The organism is Vibrio sp. QJM3NY_21 (genome assembly GCF_057785975.1).
Genome location: NZ_CM173513.1, coordinates 3428154 through 3445196 on the forward strand (window position 1 = coordinate 3428154; position 17043 = coordinate 3445196).

Below are 17043 nucleotides of genomic sequence, written 5' to 3' on the forward strand. Positions count from 1 at the left end.
AAGCTGATATTCTATAGCAATGAAAAAGACGCATATCACAGAGCAAAAGTTCGCCGACTTGGATTTACTTCCTCAAGTCATTGAAGGATTGGAGAAAAAAGGGTTCGATTATTGTACCCCTATCCAAGCCTTGGCGCTCCCGGTACTGCTCACCGGCCAAGACATTGCAGGCCAGGCCCAAACGGGTACTGGTAAAACGCTTGCGTTTCTAACTGCTACTTTTAACCACCTGCTAAAAACACCTGAGCATGAAGGGCGTAAGCCTAACCAGCCACGTGCAATTATTATGGCACCAACGCGTGAACTCGCGATTCAGATCTACAACGATGCTGACTCTCTGGTTGAAAGCACGGGTATCAAAGCAGCACTCGCTTACGGTGGCGAAAGCTACGACAAGCAGCTAGGTAAGATCGAAGAAGGCGCAGATATCTTAATTGGTACGACTGGCCGTATCATCGATTTCTACAAGCAAAAGGTATTTAACCTTAACCACATTCAAGCTGTTGTGCTTGATGAAGCCGATCGTATGTTTGATCTGGGCTTTATTAAAGACATTCGCTTCTTGTTCCGCCGTATGCCTGAGCCAAAAGATCGCCTGAACATGCTGTTCTCTGCGACGCTGTCTTACCGCGTACAAGAGCTAGCGTTCGAGCACATGCACAACCCAGAGCACGTGGTTGTTGAGCCTGAGCGTAAAACAGGTCACCGCATTCAAGAAGAGCTGTTCTACCCTTCTAACGAACATAAGATGGCTCTTCTACAAACGTTAATCGAAGAAGAATGGCCAGATCGCGCAATCATCTTCGCTAACACGAAGCACAAATGTGAATCAGTTTGGGGCCACTTGGCTGCCGATGGTCACCGTGTAGGCCTGCTAACGGGTGATGTTCCTCAGAAGAAACGTGAAAAGATTCTTGAGCAGTTCACCAAAGGTGATGTTGACCTTCTTGTCGCAACGGATGTTGCAGCTCGTGGCCTACACATTCCTCAAGTAACACACGTATTCAACTTCGACCTACCTGATGATTGCGAAGATTACGTTCACCGTATCGGTCGTACAGGTCGTGCTGGTGAAAGCGGTCACTCGATCAGCTTTGCTTGTGAAGATTACGCAATCAACTTGCCACCAATCGAAGAATACATTGAGCATGCTATCCCAATGTCTGACTACGATGCTTCTGCACTACTAGAAGATCTGCCAGCACCGATGCGCTTACGTACACGTAACCCGCAACAACGCCGCTCGAACAACAATGGCCCACGCAACGGTAACCGTAAACCAAACCAGAACCGTCGCCCACGCCAACCGCGTCATAACAAGGAAGCTTAGTCGCTTATGAGTCAAACAGTGTCACCCCCGCTTTATGCTGCAATCGACCTCGGGTCGAACAGTTTTCATATGCTCGTTGTGCGTCACATCGATGGCAGCGTACAAACCATGGCTAAGATTAAGCGTAAAGTGCGTTTAGCAGCAGGCTTAAATGAAAATAATGCGCTTAGTACAGAAGCTATGCAGCGCGGCTGGGACTGTTTGAGTCTCTTTGCAGAGCGACTGCAAGATATTCCGAAAGAAAATATCCGCATTGTGGGTACAGCGACCCTACGTACCGCTATCAATGTGGATATATTTCTAGAGAAAGCGAACCAGATCCTTGGTTACGACATCAATGTTATCTCTGGTGAAGAAGAAGCTGCGACTATCTATAAAGGCGTAGCACACACTTCTGGTGGCAGCGGCCGCCGACTAGTGGTTGATATTGGTGGCGCAAGCACCGAAATGATCATAGGTGAAGGCTTCTCAGCGAAAGCACTAACTAGCCTGAAGATGGGCTGTGTTACCTGGCTTGAGCGCCACTTTAAAGATCGCCAATTAACCGCAACCAACTTTAACAATGCCATTGAAGCGGCTAAGTCTACGTTGGCTCCTATTCTAGATAGCTACACGGATATTGGATGGGATGTGTGTGTTGGTGCCAGTGGTACCGTTCAAGCACTGCAAGAAATCATGTTGGCGCAAGGCATGGATGAAGTCATTACTCATGCCAAACTTAAGCGACTACAGAAACAAGCCATGATTACCGAGCGCTTGGAAGAGCTAGAAATAGAAGGTTTGACCCTAGAGCGTGCATTAGTGTTCCCAAGTGGCCTTTCTATTCTTATCGCTATTTTTGAGCTACTTGAAATTGATTCAATGACACTCGCAGGCGGTGCACTCCGTGAAGGCCTAGCCTACGAGATGGTGGATGAACTTCGCCAAGAAGATATTCGTGCGCGTACCATCAAGAGCGTGCAATCACGTTACCAAATGGACGTAAGCTACGGTGAACAAGTTGCTGTCGTCGCACAAACTCTGTTAGAGCAAGCGGGCGCCGAAGAGTGGGTTTCAGAACCTCAAGCTGGCGTGCTATTGCAAACCGCAGCTAAGCTTCATGAGATTGGTTTAACCATCGATTTCAAAAAAGGCGGCGAGCACAGCGCTTACCTACTGCAGAACTTAGACCTGCCAGGCTTTACTCGAGCGCAAAAGCACTACTTGGGTGAGTTAACACGTCGCTACCGTGAACAGTTAACCTCATTGCCTGAGCAACATGCAATTTCAGGCACCAGCAGCAAGCGTATTTTACGAATTCTGCGTTTAGCTATTTTGCTGACCCACCGTCGCAATCCAGCGCTAGAGCCTGAGTTTAAGCTTGCAACCGATGGTAACAACCTGACCTTAACGCTTTCTAAGCAATGGCTAGCAGACAACCCGCTGACCGCTGCTGAGCTAGAGATCGAGTCGAATAGACAAACCGATATTGGCTGGCCATTGAATATTGAATGCCTCTGATATTAGTATCTGACGCTAGAAATTAAAAAAGCCCAAGTTAGTAGACTAACTTGGGCTTTTTCTTATCGCTGCATTAATGCTTTGTGTTACAAATCTCAAACTTAAGCGTTAACACCTGTCGCTTTAAAATCAGGGTTCACTGCGGTTAACTTCTTAACCACGTAATTAAGAAGCACACCGTACATAGGCACGAACAAACCTAAGCTAATGATGAGTTTGAATCCGTAATCAACCAACGCAATTTCAGTCCAGTGCTCAGCCATAAATGGATCTGGGCTTTGGTAGAAGGCAATCGCAAAGAACGCGATGGTATCAATGGCATTACCGAATAACGTTGAACACGTTGGCGCAACCCACCACTGCTTCATTTGACGTAAGCGGTTGAACACATGCACATCCAAGATCTGACCAAGCAAATAAGCCATGAAGCTTGCTGCTGCGATGCGTGCAACAAACAGGTTGAACTCGCCTAGTTGGCTAAAGCCTTGGAATGAACCTTCAAAGAACACCACAGACAATAAATAAGAAACGGCCAGTGCAGGCAACATCACTAAGAAAATAATTTTACGAGCAAGCTGCGCGCCAAAAATGCGTACTGTGAGATCGGTCGCTAGGAAGATAAACGGGAAAGTGAAAGCACCCCAAGTGGTGTGCATACCGAAGACGGTAAAAGGTAGTTGAACCAAATAGTTGCTTGACGCAATAATGACCAAATGGAACAAAACTAATAGTGCTAGGGCTTTGCGCTGTTGCGCAGGGGTAAAGTTACTCATGCTGTACCTTTTTAGTTTGGTTTGGGGGTGAGGGAACCCAAATCGAGTCATTTCTTCGAATAATCCAAGAAAGCTCTTACCAATAATGTGAATTAAAAATGTTTCTATAATTTGCTCTATTGAGCGGCGGGCGATTATACATTAATCAATATTGGCTGCAATGGTGAGAACAAACGCAAACGTTTATCCTCACTTTTATTGATGAATGACGCTAGAAGCTCTGTTTTTTAAAGCTATGTTTTTAGAAGCGATGCTAAACGTTAGAAACCACGCTTGAAGTTAGAAACCATGCCAAAAGTTAGAAGCCGCGCTTGAAAAGCGTCGCGAGATAATCGAACTCTTCTCGGCTTTCTTCAGCGTTTAACGACTCAAACCAAATTGATTCGCTGTAATGCTCAGACTTTAAAAACATTCGACAATCTTCAAAATCAATCAACCAAGAGTGCATGTCAGCGTCCCATTGTTTTTCAACTATAGACGCTGACAGTAACGCCACCAGCTTTTCACCTAACACTTCGTAAGAATCAAAATCAAAACTTGGAGACGTAATCAATAAACGTCCTTCCTCAGCCAAATACTCTCTTAAGCCAAATTCTGTTGGTGTTGTCATGTCCCTATCAACCTTATTCTTTTTCTATGAGCTAATGGTTTTTATAAGCTAAACACTTCTGAAAACTAGCAATTAGCCGTGTGTAGTGATGTGTTCTTGAATCAAATCTAAGAATGGATCAGCGTACTTATCCAGTTTGCGTTGACCAACGCCATTGACTGCCAGCATCTCGCCATAAGATGTGGGTAGGATTTCAGCCATATCAATCAGCGTCGCGTCACTGAATACCACATAAGGTGGTAAGCCATCTTCATCTGCAATCGACTTACGCAGCTTTCGCAGTTTCGCAAACAGCTTCTTATCGTAGTTCTTACTGCTCAGCTTGTCGGACTTCGCATTACGCACCGCGGTATCTAAACGAGGAACAGCCAACTCCAAAGACATCTCACCACGCAGTAACGGGCGGGCTTCTTCTGTTAACTGTAATGTCGAGTTACGAGTGATGTTTTGGAACAACAAACCTTTGTGAATCAGCTGACGGAAGATACTGATCCAGTAATCATGACTGTGGTCACGGCCAATACCGTAGGTAGACAGCTTATCGTGGCCATTATCGCGCACACGGATATTCTGCATGCCACGCATCACTTCAACCACATAGCCCATACCAAACGACTGATTCACACGGTACACACAAGACAACGCCTTCTGCGCTTCTTGGGTCGCATCAAAATGCTTAGGTGGGTCGAGACAGATATCGCAGTTGCCACATTGCTTCTCACGATATTCACCAAAGTAGTTAAGCAGAACCTGACGGCGACAGGTTTGTGCTTCAGCAAAGGCACTCATCGCGTTCAGCTTGTGCATCTCAACTTGTTTTTGCGGGCCTTCTTCTTTCTCATCCAACATACGACGCAGCCAACCCATATCAGCAGGGTCAAACAGCATCATGGCTTCAGCAGGCAAGCCATCACGACCCGCACGGCCAGTCTCTTGATAGTAAGACTCAATGTTGCGTGGAATATCAAAGTGCACTACAAAGCGAACGTTGGGTTTATTGATACCCATACCAAATGCCACGGTCGCCACAACGATCTGAATATCATCACGTTGGAAAGCTTCTTGAACGTAAGCACGTTCGTCGGTGTCCATGCCAGCATGGTAACCCGCAGCGCGAATACCGTTATTGCACAGCTTCTCGGTCACCATCTCCACTTTCTTACGGCTACCACAGTAGATGATGCCGCAATTGCCTTTCTGTGTTTCTAGGTAGCGAACCACCTGTGACACGGGCTTGTGCTTCTCAACCAAGTTGTAGCGAATATTAGGGCGATCGAAGCTGCCTAAATGCGTATGCGGATCCACCAACTGCAAACGCGAGATAATATCTTTGCGCGTCGCATCATCAGCGGTTGCCGTTAGCGCCATGTAAGGTACATGTGGGAAATACTGTTTAAGCTGACCTAATGATGCATATTCAGGGCGGAAATCGTGTCCCCACTGAGAGATACAGTGCGCTTCATCGACCGCAACCATCGAAAGCGGTAAGCCTTGTAGACGCTCGATAAAGTCACGCATCAACACGCGCTCTGGCGAGACATACACCATTTTCAACTGACCTGAGTTCATACGATTAAAGACCGAGATCAGATTCTCACGCGGCATCGACGAGTTAATGCACTCTGCCGCGACACCGTTGGCTTTCAACTGATCAACCTGGTCTTTCATCAATGAAATCAGCGGTGAGATAACCAGAGTCAGCCCTTCACGAACCAAAGCCGGGATTTGGTAACACAGAGATTTACCGCCACCGGTTGGCATAATCACCAAGCTGTCTTTGCCCTCAACGGCCAAATCAATAACCTCTTGCTGACCATCGCGAAAGCTTTGATAGCCGAACACATCTTGCAAGATGGTTTGCGCATCATTCGCGGGAGTTGGTATTTGCTCAGCAATCAGAGTGGCGGTCATTATGGTTCCTAATCGAGGTATGAAATCAGCAAGCATCTTCGGCAAGCAAGTCGCACATTGTAGAGGGGAACGCTGGCGAATTAAACCGCAAATTGTTAGGTGAAAAGGGTTATCGCTCCTATACTGACCAACTCTCTTATAAATCTTATTAATAAGCACTCAGTGCTAGAGAAAGATGCATGACACAGGAAGAACAACAACGTACGCGCCAGGGGGTTTTGCTTGCCGTCGGCGCCTACACAATGTGGGGTATCGCCCCTATATATTTCAAATCTTTAAGTGACGTTTCCCCGTTAGAGATCCTTAGCCACCGTGTAGTATGGTCCTTTTTCCTACTCGCTTTCTTACTGCACATTGGCCGCAGCTGGCGTAAAGTCCGCGACACCCTGACCTCGAAACCAAAAATGCTCTATTTGGTGGCGACGTCTATTTTGGTGGGCGCTAACTGGCTTATTTTTATTTGGGCTGTGAATTCCAATCACATGCTTGATGCCAGCTTGGGGTATTACATCAACCCACTGATTAACGTGTTGCTCGGGATGCTCTTCCTCGGCGAACGCTTACGTAAGCTGCAATGGTTTGCAGTGGCTCTTGCTGCGATTGGCGTATTAATCCAATTAATTGCCTTCGGCTCAGTGCCGATCGTCGCCATTGCCCTAGCCTTTAGCTTCGGTTTTTATGGCTTACTGCGTAAAAAGGTGAGCTTAGAAGCGCAAACCGGTTTGTTCATTGAGACTCTGGTTATGTTGCCTCTCGCAGCAACGTACCTACTGTTTATTGCTGATAGCCCAACCTCGGACTTCTCAATGAACCCTATGCAACTCAATCTGTTACTGGTTGCTGCTGGTGTTATTACCACTATTCCACTGCTGTGCTTTACTGGCGCTGCAACACGCTTGAAGCTATCGACCCTCGGCTTCTTCCAGTACATTGGACCAAGCTTAATGTTCTTGTTAGCGGTGCTGATTTATGGCGAAGCGTTTACCAGTGACAAAGCGATTACCTTCGCCTTTATTTGGGGAGCGTTGGTGATATTCAGCTTTGACGGTCTGCGTAACAACAGAAAGAACAAACGCGCTAAGCAGTAACACTGATCGTTTTTTACAAGACAATCCCTTAATACGAAGATAAGCTTGGTTGAATTGATGACTATTTGACCAAGCTTTTTTGTACCATGGATAAAGTCCACTATTACTCCACCCCAACAGAAGATATCAGCCTGATCCAAGCTCAATACCAAGAGTTTGCTTTTCAGCGCCACTATCATTTGGACTTTCACATTGGTTTAATTACCCAAGGACAGCAGAAATTCGTCTATAAAGGGACGAGCCACAATGTAGGTGCTGGCCAAGTTGTTATCATGCCACCCGATGAGCTACATGATGGGCACTCCAAGCTCGATTCGGGTTATCAAGTCAGTGTGTTTGCCGTGTCTCCCCAATGGTTTCAAGATCTTGCCGATCCCAAGCAAAATGGTCACACATTGGGCTTTTCTGAGTTGATCCTCTCCGATCAAGCTGCATTTTCACAATTACGCAACTTACACGGCCTATTAATCCATCAAAACATCAGCCAGCTCGCTCAAGATTGCTTACCTTTCGAAGGGTTCTCGACGATTGTCGATCGTTATGCGAAGTTTGGATCGAAGAGTGACATCAAACTGGGTAATCAATCGATTGATACGCTAAAAGACTATTTGATGGCGAATTTGGATCAACCAGTGCGATTAGAACAATTGTCTGAGTTGTGTGGTTTAACCACGACTCAATTCCAACGCCATTTTAAAAACAGGATGGGCATTACGCCTTATGCATGGCTGAGCCGTTTACGTATGGAACAGAGCATGCGTCTGATTAAGTCTGGGATATGTGGTACCAAGGTCGCGCACCAAGTAGGCTTCTATGATCAAGCACACTTCTCTAAGGCTTTCAAAACCACGTTCGGCGTCCCACCGTCACAAATCAACTAAGTGTTGATAATTTACAATTGCTCGATTTCAAATCACGGTAAGCTACGCTCAATACGATTACTTATTTAAAAATAGCGGCAACGTTATTGAGAACTGACGATGAACGAAGTCACCATACTGATCACCCTAGCCTCTATCCACTTCATCGCTTTGATGAGCCCCGGCCCTGATTTTGCGTTAGTCGTGCAAAATGCGACGCGTCACGGACGCCAGACAGGCTTGTACATTGCGCTTGGTTTATCTTGCGGGATCTTGCTGCACTCATTGCTAAGCCTGACGGGAATCAGTTACCTAGTCCACCAACAACCGACATTATTTGCCATTATCCAACTAGCCGGCGGTAGCTACTTGCTGTACTTAGGCTACGGTGCACTTAAAGCAACCTGGCAAATCATTCAGAACCACGATGATGATGCCGATATCGTCAATTCCAACGATCTGATTCTGACCAATAAGCGTCAGGCATTTTCGAAAGGGTTTGCGACCAATATTCTCAACCCAAAGGCTTTGGTGTTCTTTATCAGCTTGATGTCGAGCCTAGTGCCTGCCGACATGTCTCTGTCAGGTAAGGGCTTTGCGCTTATCATCCTATTTGGTCTGTCTCTGTTTTGGTTCTCACTACTGGCGTGGATGCTTTCGACTAAGGCATTGCAAAAGAAACTCAGCGAAGCAACGGTATACATCGATGGCTTATGTGGCGTGGTATTCAGCCTTATTGGCGTGAGTATTCTTTGGCAGTCGCTGTCCGGTTTAATCGCTTAAATTCGAATCAAGATTACAATTCGTTAACAACACTCTGGCTATCTCATCTTTCCACTGCCAATCTAGCTCTGCATATTAAAAGGAGAAGATCATGCAGTGGAAAACAAAACTAACAACCCTCGCCACTTCTACCCTACTTTTTGCCTCTCACGTCAGTTGGGCAAATCAAGCTGCCGATTCCGTCGCACCCGAACAAAGTAGTGGTTTAGAAACCAAACAGCTCGTTAAAGCCAACGATTGGATGGTCACCGCGGCCAACCCTCTTGCCACACAAGCCGGTGCTGATGTACTTGCTCGTGGTGGTAACGCGATAGACGCCATGGTTGCTGTGCAGCTTATGCTTGGCTTAGTGGAACCTCAGTCATCAGGTATTGGTGGCGGCGCGTTCCTTGTTTATTTTGATGGCAAGGACAAGCAACTCAAAACCTACGATGGCCGTGAAACCGCGCCGCTTGATGCCACACCACGTCTATTCCAAGACGAAAACGGCCAACCGCTTAAATTCTATGATGCCGTGGTTGGCGGTCGTTCTGTTGGCACGCCAGGCACGGTGCAATTACTGTGGGACACTCACCAGAAGTACGGCAAGCTCGAATGGGCGTCACTGATTAAGCCTATTGCTCAGCTGGCTGAAGAAGGTTTTACTATTAGTCCACGTTTAGCCACCTTGATTGAGAATGACCAAGAACGTCTAAGCCGCTTTGCCACTACCAAAGCCTACTTCTTCAATGCCGATGGCAGCCCGAAAACCGCAGGTACTCAACTTAAGAACCCAGAATACGCGGCCACGTTAAACGCTATCTCGAAGAACGGCGCTAAGGCCTTCTATCAGGGTGAGATCTCTGCCGACATCATTAATACTGTGCAAACTGCCAAAGGTAACCCTGGTGTATTGGCACAGAAAGATTTCGACGCGTATTCAATTAAGCAACGCGAGCCGGTTTGTTCTGCTTACGAGAGCTATCAAGTATGTGGAATGGGGCCACCAAGTTCAGGTGCATTGACGGTTGGACAAATTCTCGCGATGACCGAGCAGTTTGATCTTAAATCATGGGGACCAAACGACGCAAAATCTTGGCAAGTGTTAGCAGACGCTTCTCGCTTAGCCTTTGCAGACCGTGGTATGTACATGGCCGATCAAGATTACGTACCGATGCCTACCCAAGGGTTAGTGAATACTGACTACTTGCAGGGACGCGCTCAGTTAATTACCGCAGGTAAGGCATTGGCAAGCGCATCTTCAGGCACACCGCCGTGGGATCACGCGATGCAGAGAAGCCAAGATGTTTCTATTGAATTACCGTCCACCAGCCACTTCAATATTGTAGATAGCGATGGCAATGTCGTGTCGATGACCACCACCATTGAGAATGCCTTTGGCTCACGCTTGATGGTAAGAGGCTTCCTACTCAACAACGAACTTACGGATTTCTCATTCAAGACCCATAACGATGGTAAGCCTATCGCCAACCGACTTGAACCGGGTAAGCGTCCGCGCTCTTCAATGGCACCGACCATCATCATGCAAGACGATAAACCTTACATGGCAATTGGCTCTCCGGGCGGCAGCCGTATCATAGGTTATGTGGCACAAGCGATCATTGCTCATACCCAATGGGACATGGATATTCAGCAAGCCATCAATCAACCACACTTCCTAAACCGCTTCGGTACCTTAGATTTGGAAAAAGGAACATCAGCGGAAAACTTCAAACCTGAGCTAGAAAAGATGGGTTTTGAGGTCAATGTTCGCGATCTTAACTCTGGTTTACACGCGATTCGCATCACAAAAGATGGTTTAGAAGGCGCTGCAGACCCTCGTCGTGAAGGTGCAGCCATTGGTCAGTAGGGAATAATCCTCCCTTTTTACTCGCTGCCTTGTGCGAGATCTCTCACAAGGCAGTGAGTAAATATCGATATTTGATGACGAAATTAGTCACCTAGATATCGTAACCAACTGAAATAAAACGATACGTACATTTATCATTCAAATAATTATATGGAAATTCGCTTATGCACCATTGCTGATAAATAAGGAATCGGTAATATGAATGGTGTCGGAAGGATGCTGACACGGAACAGGAAACGCCAAGGACTTGGTTATCTTCAGGATGAAGATTCGATTACTCAGGATGAATAATCGGCATGGATAGCGAAATGGACATTGAATGGACGCAATAGTAACTAGGATGGTTGCTACTAAGGAAAGACAATGGACACCTCTGGACGAGGAAAGGACTGAACATCAGGATGATGTAAAGGACACCGCTCAAGGAACAAGTGACGCGCGCTAACGAGGATTGTTGGCAGATCAGGATAAGATCAAGGACACCGCTAGGAAGGCGACGAAAGGAATACGCTGAAGGATAACAGCACACTATCATGGATTTGATGCATGGAGCACACTTAGTAGCCGGATTGCTGCGAGTAAGACTATAGACCCCGATGAGCGCAAGCTCTCGGGGTTTTTCTTTATCTGTCGTTTCACTTATTCTTCTCTCAAACAAATAAATCAAAGACCTTTAATTACAATTCTGACATTTAAAGCATTCACTTCTTAACCACTTCCGAGTAACGTAAGTCTTACTAGGCTCAACTAGTTTCATAACCATAATTAAACTAAGGACAAATTCATGTCACACGTTACCTTCAAAGGCGCTGCTGTACCGCTAACAGGCACATTCCCACAAACTGGCGAACAAGCACCAAGCTTTGCACTGACCGCAGGCGATCTTTCTGAACTAACTCTTGCTTCTCTTGAAGGCAAGAAAGTAGTTCTAAACATCTTCCCAAGCATCGATACAGCAACTTGTGCGACGAGCGTACGTACGTTCAACGCAAAAGCGGCAGAGCTTGAGAACACGGTTGTTGTTTGTATTTCTGCTGATCTACCGTTTGCTGCGGGTCGCTTCTGCGAACTAGAAGGCATTGAGGGCGTTCAACACGCTTCAACTTTCCGCTCTCCTGCGTTCGCATCAGACTACGGCGTGGCGATTGCTGAAGGCCCACTAGCAAGCCTAACAACACGTGCAGTTGTCGTTGTTGATGAGAAAGGTCTGGTAACACACAGCGAGTTAGTTGCAGAGATCACTGAAGAACCAAACTACGAAGCGGCACTTGCAGCACTGTAAGTCTCACTTTAAGGCAGTAATGTCTTCAGCTTGTATTAACCTAATTTAGGTCGGTACAAAGCAATAAAAAGAGCAGCTATTGGCTGCTCTTTCTATTTTTAATAATGAACGATTTTTAGATACCGAGGTAGCAGATTAAAGCTGCTCTAATCGAGCATAAGCCGTTACTAACCACTTGATGCCTTCACCGTTAAACGCGACTTGAACTCGGCTCTGCGGGCCACTTCCCTCGAAGTTGATGATGGTGCCTTCACCAAACTTAGGGTGCTTAACGCGAGAACCCAAACTAAAGCCTGTTTCGTTAAAGTTCTCTTTCACGGCGGTTTGGCTAAAGCGGCCACTGCTTGCAGGACGGCTCACTTGCGCTTTCATACGAACCTCATCCAGACAGGTTTCTGGTAGTTCACGAATAAAGCGTGATGGTTTGTGGTACTTATCCTGACCGTACAAACGACGCATCTCAGCGTAAGTGATGTAAAGCTTCTCCATCGCACGCGTCATGCCTACGTAACACAGGCGACGCTCTTCTTCTAAGCGCCCTGCTTCTTCTGCTGACATCTGGCTTGGGAACATACCTTCTTCCACACCCACCATGAAGACCATTGGGAACTCTAGGCCTTTGGCGCTGTGCAGAGTCATTAACTGAACTGCATCATCAAACTCATCAGCTTGGCCTTCGCCCGCTTCCAAAGCCGCATGAGTTAAGAATGCTGTTAGCATGCTCATTTCATCCGCTTCTTCTGGTTTTTCAAACTGACGCGTTGCCGTTACTAATTCTTCCAAGTTCTCAATACGTGCCTTCGACTTCTCGCCCTTCTCTTGCTCGTACATCGCAAACAAGCCCGACGATTTGATCACGTGGTCGGTTTGCTCATGAAGCCTCAGTTCTATCGTGTCATCTTCAAGCGCATTGATAAGCTCGATAAAGCGGCTCAATGCACCCGCAGCACGGCCTGGGAGCACTTGCTCTTCTATCAGAGCAATACTGGCTTGCCACATGGTTGCACCACGGTCACGCGCCGCAAGGCGAATCGTTTCTAACGTTTTATCACCCAAGCCACGCGTTGGCGTATTGACGACACGTTCGAACGCCGCGTCATTGCTGCGATTGCTCATGAGGCGCAGGTAGCTCAAGGCATCTCTGATTTCTTGACGCTCGAAGAATCGCATGCCGCCATAGATTCGGTAAGGTAGACCACCTTGAATCAAAGCTTCTTCAAGCACACGAGATTGGGCATTGTTACGATAAAGCATCGCGGTATCTTCTAGCGCACCGCCTTTCTCTTGCCACTCTTTGATTTTGCTGACCGTGAAACGCGCTTCATCGAGCTCGTTATAAGCCGAGTACACAGAGATTGGCTCACCATCGTTGCCATCGGTCCAAAGCTCTTTACCCATACGCTCGGTGTTGTTCGAAATAAGCTCGTTCGACGCCTGCAGAATGGTTTTGGTTGAACGGTAGTTTTGTTCGAGTCGAACCGTTGAAGCTCCTGGGAATTCATCCAAGAACTTTTGAATATTTTCGATTTTCGCGCCGCGCCAACCATAGATAGATTGGTCATCATCACCCACGATCATCACGCGACAATCCGGGCCTGCCATCATACGTAGCCAAGCGTATTGAATGTTGTTGGTATCTTGGAACTCGTCGACAAGGATATGCTTGAAGCGAGCTTGGTAGTGCTCTCGGATGTGTTTCTTATCGCGCAGTAATTCATGCGATCGCAACAAGATTTCAGCAAAGTCGACCAAGCCAGCACGATCACATGCCTCTTGGTAAGCAGAGTAGATCTTTAACCACGTTTGAGTTATTGGATCATGGTAGGCGTCAATGTGACTTGGGCGTAGCCCTTCGTCTTTCTTACCATTGATCCACCAAGAAGCTTGCTTGGCAGGCCACTGCTTTTCATCAAGGTTTTGCGCCTTGATTAAGCGACGTAGTAAACGAATCTGATCATCTGAATCAATGATCTGGAAATCTTCTGGCAGTTTTGCATCTAGGTAGTGAGCACGAAGGATACGGTGACAAATACCGTGGAAGGTACCGTTCCACATACCCGATGAACTTCCCATCATCAACTCTTCAATACGGCCACGCATCTCTGCTGCCGCTTTGTTGGTGAAGGTAACCGACATGATAGAAAACGGCGATGCTTGCTCTACGCTTTGCAGCCAAGCAATACGATGCACCAACACTCGCGTTTTACCACTGCCAGCACCAGCCAGAATAAGTAGGTTTTCTAAAGGTGCTGCGACCGCCTCACGTTGTTTATCGTTTAGGCCATCGAGTAAAAGCGAAGGATCTATCATTGGATATGCTCACTACTGGGTATTTATACATAAAAGCTGATTATAACCTAAACACTAGGCTGCGTTTAGGATAATAAGAAGAAAAAACAATCAAAAAATAACATCATATAATCAGTAACTTAATAGCCAACACATCATTAATATTGATATTTTTTATAATGCAGTGAAATTATTTCCGAGTTCTTCCTATCCTTTTTAGTAAGCAAGTTAACAACTTATTAACCTGCGATATAAAAATACTATTAAGTCCTAGAGGGAATGACTATGAAAAATTCTAATCTTGCTGTTACAGCTGCAATCACAAGTGTACTCGCGTTCGGCGGTGCAGTTCTTACATCAGCACCTGCGGAAGCAGCAGCAAAAGAGAAATGCTACGGCGTGGCAAAAGCTGGCCAAAATGATTGTGCAACCAAAACAAGTTCATGTGCGGGTACAGCAAAAGAAGACAACCAATCCGATGCATTCGTAGTCGTACCTAAAGGGCTGTGTGGCAAATTATCAGGTGGTAACACTCAATCATCATAATTGAGCTGCTTAGTATGGTGAGCTGACATTCAGCTCACCTCCACTTCCTATTAGGAGAATCGTTGTGACTCAAACTCTTCACCCCAACGCAGGGGTTGGCCTTAGAACACCGCACTTGGACTTCTTTAGCCAAAACCCAGCTTTAGTGAGTTGGTTAGAGGTGCACAGCGAGAACTACTTTTTAGCTCAATCACCGCAACGTCAACAACTGAGAGAGATTCGTCACGCACACAACATAAGTTGTCACGGCGTTGGGTTGTCATTAGGTTCTGTTGATCGCATCAATCAACATCATCTGATGCAGTTAAAAGAACTCATTGATGATATCGAACCGTTCTTGGTTTCTGATCACCTAAGCTGGAGCCAAACTGGCGGTCATTACTTCAATGACTTATTACCGCTGCCTTATACCGAAGAGGCGTTAGAAGTCTTTTGCCGTAACGTGTTAGAGGTTCAAGATAGCCTACAACGCCCTATGCTAATTGAGAACCCATCCAGTTATCTCGCCTTCAAGCATTCAACCATCCCAGAGTGGGAATTTTTGGAAGAGGTACAGAAGCGCACCGGGTGTCGACTATTACTCGATTTCAATAATATTTTTGTCTCATCTTTTAATCATGGCTTCAGCTGTGAAGAATACTTAAGTGGAATTCCTGCAGACAAAGTGGAAGAGATTCACTTGGCAGGTTTTACCAAAAAGAAACTCGAACAAGGTGAGATCTGGATAGACACCCATAGCAAGCCTGTCTGTGACGAAGTGTGGCAACTTTACACGCAATGGATAGCACAACATGGTTCGCGCCATACCTTGATAGAGTGGGATTTAGATATCCCAGAGCCACAAATTTTATTGGCTGAAGCGGCCAAAGCCAGTGATATTTTGTATCAACACGACAAGTTCAACCAAAGGAGTCGCGCATCATGAGCCACTCTTTAGCTAATGTGCAATCGGAGTTTGCCAACGCCCTACGCTATCAAAACAATGGTGAGCACTGCGACATAGTGAGCGACCACTTTACCGATGAACAGCGCATACAGATCTACCGTAATAACTTTGTGATTAGCTTGAGCGAAGTACTGGCTGCCATGTATCCACTCACTGAAATGCTGGTTGGTGAAGAATGCTTCCAACAGATGGCTCGTCGACATGTCTTAAGTTATCCATCAACCTCTGGTGATGTCAGTGGTTACGGTGAACACTTTGAACAAACTATCCAAGCCTTTCCTGCTGTTATCGAGGCTGCACCTTATCTCGGTGAAGTGGCTTTGTATGAATGGCAAAAAGATAGCTTGGTGAGATGCGTTTCAGAATCACATGTCGACCAACATCCTCTTTCTCGTTTAGCTGATGTACCGCAAGAACAACAGGGCGCTTTAGTCTTTCATCTCAAAGATTCAATAACGCTCATTAATTCTAGCTATACGATCATCGTGCTTGAGCAAGCTATCTACCAGCAACAACTCGATGGGTTAGACATCAACCAACCTGAATTTGGGGTGTTAATCCGCGCCGAGAATTCACAGGTTGAGAGCCATTGTGTGACAGAAGAATGCCACCAACTATTAACTGAATTGCAATCGGGTCAAACGCTCTCAGCGATAGACCCTTTACTACTACAACATCTGAATACTGTCATGGCACTTAACGTCATCTCAGGCTTTTCAATCAATGCCGAATTGGAGACATAATATGGATAACAACACAGTCACGAACATGATGGCTCAATACGACAGTTTGATTGAGAAATCACAGGCACTTTTTGTTCCCGTACTACTTCTGTTTTGTCGCCTATGGGTGGCGTGGGTCTTCTTTAATTCAGGACTCACCAAGATAGCCACTTGGGATAGCACCCTTTACTTGTTTGAATTGGAATACCAAGTGCCTCTTTTGCCTTGGGAATTGGCCGCTTACATGGGTACCGCAGCTGAATTGATTCTGCCGGTATTCTTAGCGCTTGGCTTGTTAACCCGACCAATGGCTGCAGTGCTGTTCGTTTTCAATATCATGGCCGTCGTGTCATACCCTGTATTGTGGGCACAAGGCTTCTATGATCATCAGCTTTGGGGATTAATGATTCTTATCGTCGTGGTATGGGGAGCAGGACCATTTTCATTGGATAGAATCTTAAAAGCGCAGTTCAAAAGCTAAACCTCTTTTCCATGGTCTTTAAATTTACATAGGTCCAAAACGCAAAAAACCACTCAATTGAGTGGTTTCTTTT

At 46.3% G+C, this 17043-nt stretch carries 15 protein-coding genes; 11 read left to right on the top strand and 4 right to left on the bottom strand.

The genetic code is table 11. The features are described from left to right. Positions 1 to 19 precede the first annotated feature (19 nt). Both rhlB and gppA read left to right on the top strand, forming a co-directional pair. Entirely contained in the window at positions 20 to 1330 is a 1311-nt protein-coding gene (gene rhlB, locus AC3CID_RS15365; protein ID WP_004736636.1) for an ATP-dependent RNA helicase RhlB, read from the top strand. A gap of 6 nt (positions 1331 to 1336) precedes the next feature. Continuing rightward, positions 1337 to 2830: a guanosine-5'-triphosphate,3'-diphosphate diphosphatase gene (gene gppA, locus AC3CID_RS15370; protein ID WP_017081537.1), complete on the top strand. Its 1494-nt coding sequence runs from the start codon at positions 1337 to 1339 to the stop codon at positions 2828 to 2830. Positions 2831 to 2931: 101 nt separating this feature from the next. Here gppA and AC3CID_RS15375 read toward each other — a convergent pair whose 3' ends face one another. The 3 genes from AC3CID_RS15375 to recQ all read right to left on the bottom strand — a co-directional run bounded on the left by AC3CID_RS15375 (position 2932) and on the right by recQ (position 6124). Next, complete coding sequence (locus AC3CID_RS15375; protein ID WP_004736638.1) at positions 2932 to 3603, bottom strand: 7-cyano-7-deazaguanine/7-aminomethyl-7-deazaguanine transporter; 672 nt, start codon at positions 3601 to 3603, stop codon at positions 2932 to 2934. 298 nt (positions 3604 to 3901) lie between these two features. Beyond that, the gene (locus AC3CID_RS15380; protein ID WP_102448200.1) at positions 3902 to 4213 is read right to left on the bottom strand and encodes a DUF3630 family protein; all 312 of its coding nucleotides are present in this window, start codon (positions 4211 to 4213) and stop codon (positions 3902 to 3904) included. Between the two features lie 72 nt (positions 4214 to 4285). Beyond that, the gene (gene recQ / locus AC3CID_RS15385; protein WP_488526731.1) at positions 4286 to 6124 is read right to left on the bottom strand and encodes an ATP-dependent DNA helicase RecQ; all 1839 of its coding nucleotides are present in this window, start codon (positions 6122 to 6124) and stop codon (positions 4286 to 4288) included. Between the two features lie 179 nt (positions 6125 to 6303). Between recQ and rarD the strand changes: the two genes are divergently transcribed. The 5 genes from rarD (at position 6304) to tpx (ending at position 11986) form a co-directional block, all read left to right on the top strand. Next, complete coding sequence (gene rarD, locus AC3CID_RS15390; RefSeq protein WP_009848190.1) at positions 6304 to 7212, top strand: EamA family transporter RarD; 909 nt, start codon at positions 6304 to 6306, stop codon at positions 7210 to 7212. 86 nt (positions 7213 to 7298) lie between these two features. Continuing rightward, positions 7299 to 8093: a helix-turn-helix transcriptional regulator gene (locus AC3CID_RS15395; protein ID WP_017081539.1), complete on the top strand. Its 795-nt coding sequence runs from the start codon at positions 7299 to 7301 to the stop codon at positions 8091 to 8093. A gap of 99 nt (positions 8094 to 8192) precedes the next feature. Then, complete coding sequence (locus AC3CID_RS15400; RefSeq protein ID WP_054548411.1) at positions 8193 to 8855, top strand: LysE family translocator; 663 nt, start codon at positions 8193 to 8195, stop codon at positions 8853 to 8855. Between the two features lie 91 nt (positions 8856 to 8946). Beyond that, the gene (gene ggt / locus AC3CID_RS15405) at positions 8947 to 10704 is read left to right on the top strand and encodes a gamma-glutamyltransferase (protein WP_488526732.1); all 1758 of its coding nucleotides are present in this window, start codon (positions 8947 to 8949) and stop codon (positions 10702 to 10704) included. Positions 10705 to 11488: 784 nt separating this feature from the next. Continuing rightward, positions 11489 to 11986, top strand: coding sequence for a thiol peroxidase (tpx, locus tag AC3CID_RS15410; RefSeq protein WP_488526733.1), 498 nt, complete (start codon positions 11489 to 11491; stop codon positions 11984 to 11986). Between the two features lie 135 nt (positions 11987 to 12121). Here tpx and uvrD read toward each other — a convergent pair whose 3' ends face one another. Next, the gene (uvrD, locus tag AC3CID_RS15415) at positions 12122 to 14296 is read right to left on the bottom strand and encodes a DNA helicase II (RefSeq protein WP_004736649.1); all 2175 of its coding nucleotides are present in this window, start codon (positions 14294 to 14296) and stop codon (positions 12122 to 12124) included. A 264-nt stretch (positions 14297 to 14560) separates the two neighbouring features. Between uvrD and AC3CID_RS15420 the strand changes: the two genes are divergently transcribed. From AC3CID_RS15420 to AC3CID_RS15435, 4 genes are all read left to right on the top strand, one after another. Continuing rightward, on the top strand, positions 14561 to 14821 hold the full coding sequence (locus tag AC3CID_RS15420) for a BufA1 family periplasmic bufferin-type metallophore (RefSeq protein WP_004736650.1): 261 nt from the start codon (positions 14561 to 14563) through the stop codon (positions 14819 to 14821). Between the two features lie 64 nt (positions 14822 to 14885). After that, on the top strand, positions 14886 to 15746 hold the full coding sequence (gene bufB / locus AC3CID_RS15425) for an MNIO family bufferin maturase (protein WP_054548409.1): 861 nt from the start codon (positions 14886 to 14888) through the stop codon (positions 15744 to 15746). Further along, positions 15743 to 16510 carry an HvfC/BufC N-terminal domain-containing protein gene (locus AC3CID_RS15430; protein ID WP_054548408.1) on the top strand — a complete coding sequence of 256 codons (768 nt, stop codon included), beginning with the start codon at positions 15743 to 15745 and terminating at the stop codon, positions 16508 to 16510. The genes bufB and AC3CID_RS15430 overlap by 4 nt, the downstream gene beginning before the upstream one ends. A 1-nt stretch (position 16511) precedes the next feature. Further along, on the top strand, positions 16512 to 16970 hold the full coding sequence (locus tag AC3CID_RS15435; protein WP_017085662.1) for a DoxX family protein: 459 nt from the start codon (positions 16512 to 16514) through the stop codon (positions 16968 to 16970). Positions 16971 to 17043: the final 73 nt, after the last annotated feature.